This window comes from Lentzea sp. NPDC051838 (genome assembly GCF_040681245.1).
In the GTDB taxonomy this organism is placed as follows: Bacteria; Actinomycetota; Actinomycetes; order Mycobacteriales; family Pseudonocardiaceae; genus Lentzea.
On sequence record NZ_JBFAYI010000003.1, the window covers coordinates 347,692 to 352,323 of the forward strand.

At 68.5% G+C, this 4,632-nt stretch carries 1 protein-coding gene (only partly in view); it reads left to right on the top strand.

What is annotated here, in order from left to right:
- Nucleotides 1-4,608, top strand: partial view of a type I polyketide synthase gene (locus tag AB0M24_RS10220; RefSeq protein ID WP_363763751.1) — the final stretch only. It extends 23,067 nt beyond the left edge of the window; 4,608 of the gene's 27,675 nt are visible here — the last part of the coding sequence; the start codon falls outside the window, past its left edge; its stop codon occupies nt 4,606-4,608.
- The last annotated feature ends 24 nt before the right edge of the window (nt 4,609-4,632 follow it).

Sequence of the window (4,632 nt, forward strand, 5' to 3'; positions counted from 1 at the left end):
CCCGGTGACGTCAACACGCCTGAACAGCTGTGGCAGCTGCTGCTCGACGGGCGTGACGGCATGGGCGCGTTCCCGGTCGACCGCGACTGGGACGTGGAGTCGGTGCTGTCGACGTCGATCACCCGCGAGGCCGGCTTCCTGGCCGGGACCGCGGACTTCGACCCCGCGTTCTTCGGGATCTCCCCGCGTGAGGCGCTCGCGATGGATCCCCAGCAACGCTTCCTGTTGGAGACCACGTGGGAGGCCCTTGAGCGCGTTGGCGTCGATCCTCTCTCGTTGCGCGGCTCGCAGACCGGTGTGTTTGTGGGCACCAACGGCCAGGACTACGCCACGCTTTTGACGTCGTCGTCCGAAGACACCGAGGGCCACGCGGCTACGGGACTCGCCGCTTCCGTTATCTCCGGTCGGCTCTCCTACACGTTCGGCTTCGAGGGTCCTGCCGTCACCGTCGACACCGCGTGCTCTGCCTCTCTCGTAGCCATGCATCTCGCCGTGCAGGCGTTGCGCGGTGGTGAGTGCTCGCTCGCGGTGTCGGGCGGCGCGACGATCATGACGACGCCTTACGCGTTCGCCGAACTGACTCGTCAGGGCGCTTTGGCGGCGAACGGCCGGTCGAAGGCGTTCTCCGACGACGCTGACGGCGCGGGCTGGTCCGAGGGCGTCGGCATGGTCGTGATGGAGCGGCTGTCCGACGCGGTGCGCAACGGGCACCAGGTGCTCGCGGTGATCCGCGGCTCGGCGGTCAACCAGGACGGCGCTTCGAACGGCCTGACCGCACCCAACGGCCCGTCGCAGCAGCGCGTGATCCGTGCTGCTCTCGCGAACGCCGGTCTGTCCGTGGGCGATGTCGACGTCGTGGAGGCGCACGGCACCGGCACGGCCCTGGGTGACCCGATCGAGGCCCAAGCCCTGATCAACACCTACGGAGCTGATCGGTCCTCGCCTCTGTGGCTGGGCTCGGTGAAGTCGAACATCGGCCACACGCAGGCGGCGGCGGGTGTCGCGGGCGTGATCAAGATGGTGCTGGCCCTGCAGAACGGTGTGCTCCCGCAGACGCTGCACGTTTCCGCGCCTTCCCCGCACATCGACTGGTCGTCCGGCACGGTCGAGCTGCTCACGTCGGCCCGCGAGTGGTCTGCGAACGGCCACGCGCGACGGGCGGGCGTCTCGGCGTTCGGCATCTCCGGCACGAACGCGCACATGATCCTCGAGGAAGCCCCAGGTCAGCCTGAATTGTCAGACCTGCCTGAGATGATTGGGATGGGGGGTGGATCCCCCCAGGGGGCCGGCCAATCGGGATCGATTCCGCCGGATGGAGCAGCGGCGTTGCCGGTGCCGCTGGTGGTGTCGGCCAAGTCGCCGGCCTCGCTGAAGGCGCGCATCGAACAGGTGCGCGCGCTCGAAGGCAACGTGGAGGACATCGCGTTCTCGTTGCTGACGACGCGGTCGGTGTTCGATCACCGTGCGGTGGTCATCGGGGACGAAGTGATCCAAGGCGTCGCGCAAGAGAGTGCGCCGGTGTTCATCTTCCCGGGCCAAGGTTCACAGTGGCACGGCATGGCTGTCGAGCTGCTCGACGAGGACGAGACGTTCGCGCAGAGCATGGCCGAGTGCGACGAGGCGATCGGCAAGCTGGTCGACTGGTCCGTGCGAGACGTGCTGCGTGGCGAAGCGGAGCTGCTGGAGCGCATCGAGGTGCTGCAGCCGACGCTGTTCGCGGTGATGGTGTCGCTGGCCCGGACGTGGCGGAAGAACGGAGTCGAACCCGCCGCGGTCGTCGGCCATTCGCAGGGTGAGATCGCCGCCGCCCACATCGCCGGAGCGCTCAGCCTCGACGACGCGGCCAAGATCGTCGTGCTGCGGTCCCAGCTGTTCGCGGACGAGCTCGTCGGCAACGGCGCGGTGGCGTCGGTCGCGCTCCCGGTCGAGGACACGCGGAAGCTGATCGAGCAGTGGCCGGCGTTGTCGATCGCGGGCATCAACAGTCCCACCGCCTGCACGGTCGCCGGTGCGCTGCCAGAGCTCAACGAGTTCGTGGAACTGTGCCAGGCCAGGGAAATCCGAGCGCGAGTGGTGGCGAGCACGGTCGCCTCGCACGGGCCTCAGGTCGAACCACTCCGCGAGAAGCTGATGACACTGCTCGGCACGATCACGCCGCGCGGCACCGACATCGCGTTCTACTCGACGGTGAAGGCCGAACGCATCGACACCGCGACGCTGGATGCCGACTACTGGTACGAGAACGCGCGCAGGCCCATCGAGTTCGTCGCGATCACGCAGAAGCTGATCGAGGACGGCTACCGGGTGTTCGTCGAGTCGAGCCCGCACCCGGTGCTGACGATGTCCGCGCAGGCCACGGCAGACGCCCAAGGGACGGAGATCATCACCGTCGGCTCGCTCCGGCGCGACCAGGGCAACGCCCGCAGGTTCACCACGAGCCTCGCGGAAGCGTGGGTCGCGGGCCTCGACGTCCAGTGGCCCCGCGCCGGACGCAGGATCGAGCTGCCGACGTATCCGTTCAGCCGCAGCAGGTTCTGGCCGAAGGCGGGCAACAAGTCAGCCAACGCCGAGGACAGCGCGTTCTGGCAGCTCGTCGAGAACGGCGAGCTCACCGATGCGCTGGGCGTCGACACGGACAACGTCCTGCCGGCACTGAGGGAATGGCGCGCGAAGCAGCAAAGTCAGTCCACTGTGGATGGCTGGCGCTATCGCGACTCGTGGCAGCTCCTGCGCGGCGTCCAGGCGACCGGCATCAACGGCACGTGGCTCGCGGCGGTCCCCGAACAGACCGACGAATGGCACGATGCGGTCCTCAAGACGTTCGGCAACGACGTCGTGAAGATCACCGTGAGCAAGAACGCCGAACGCGCGCTGCTCGCCACCGAGCTGATCGGCATCGAACCGGTTGGCGTGATCTCGTTGCTGGGCACGGAGAACGCGCCGCACGAGGAGTTCACGTCGACGCCGCAAGGCCTCGCGCTGAACGTCCTGCTGCTCCAAGCACTCGGCGACGTCGGCAGCACCGCGCCGTTCTGGGCAGTCACGAAGCAGGCGATCTCGACCGGGACGACCGACGAGGTCCGCAACCCTGAGCAGGTCGCGTTGTGGGGCCTGGGCAGGGTGGCCGCGCTCGACCTGCCGCGCCGCTGGGGTGGCCTGGTCGACCTGCCGGAGACGATCGACGGCCAGATCGAACAGGGCCTGGTCGCCGCGATCACCAACGGCGGCGGCGAGGACCAGCTCGCGGTCCGCGACACCGGCGTCTACGGGCGCAGGCTCGTCCCGGCCCGGCGCCCGCCGAAGTCCACCGAGTGGAACCCGCGCGGCACGGTCCTGATCACCGGCGGCACCGGCGCGCTGGGTGGCCACGTCGCCCGTCACGTTGCCCGCCGTGGTGCTGAGCACGTGCTGCTCACCAGCCGCCGCGGTGATCAAGCACCAGGTGCGGCGGAACTCCGGGAAGAACTGGAAGCGCTCGGAGCCCGCGTCACCATCGCGGCCTGCGACGCGTCCGACCGTGCGAGCCTCCAGGCGGTGATCGACTCAGTACCCGACATCAGGGCGGTCGTGCACGCGGCCGGCATCGTCGAAGGCAACGCACCGACCGACGCGCTCGGCATCGACCAGCTCGACCGGCTGCTCAAGGCCAAGATGACGAGCGCCTGGCTGCTGCACGAGCTGACGAACGACCTCGACGCGTTCATCTTGTTCTCGTCCGGTGCGGCGAGCTGGGGCAGTGGCGCGCAACCCGCGTACGCCGCCTCCAACGCCTACCTCGACGGCCTCGCGCACTTCCGGAAAGCCCAAGGCCTCCAAGCCACTTCGATCGCGTGGGGTGCCTGGGCCGACTCCGGCATGGCGTCCGAGAACGAGGAAGGCGCTGAACAGCTGCGCAGGCGCGGCGTCCACACGATGAAACTGGACCTCGCGATCACCGCGCTGCAGCAGGCGGTCGAGGACGGCCACACGTCGTTGACGATCACCAACATGGACTGGGAGAAGTTCGCGCCGAGCTTCACCGCGTCCAGGCCGAGCCCGTTGCTGATGGGCATCCCGTCGGTCCAGAAGGCCCTGGAAGAACCGGAAACGACGGACTCGGGGCTCAAGGAACGGTTGCAGGCGTTGCCCGAGGCCGAACGCACCAGGACGTTGCTCGACCTCGTCCGCACAGAAGCCGCGGCGACACTCGGCTTCGAGAGCGCGGAGGCGTTCGGGCCGTCACGGGCGTTCCGCGACGTTGGATTCGACTCGGTGACAGCGGTGGACCTGCGCAACAGGCTCAAGGCCGTCACGGGCGTGGCGTTGCCCGCGACGCTGGTGTTCGACTACCCGACACCGGCCGCGCTGGCCCAGTTCATCCGCACGGAACTCCTCGGCGACGTCGTGGCCGCCGACGACCCGGAAGCCCACATCCGCGAGACGCTCGCCTCGATCCCCGTCAGCCGCCTGCGCAAGGCCGGTCTGCTGGACCTCGTCCTGCAACTTGCCCAGGAGAGTGGGGAAAACAACAGCGCTCCGGATGTTGTGCTTGCAGCCGAGGCGGAATCGATCGACGACATGGACGGCGAAGCCCTCCTGCGTCTGGCGATCGGGGACGCCATGAACTAGCGGGCGATCCGAGAAGGAAGCGCG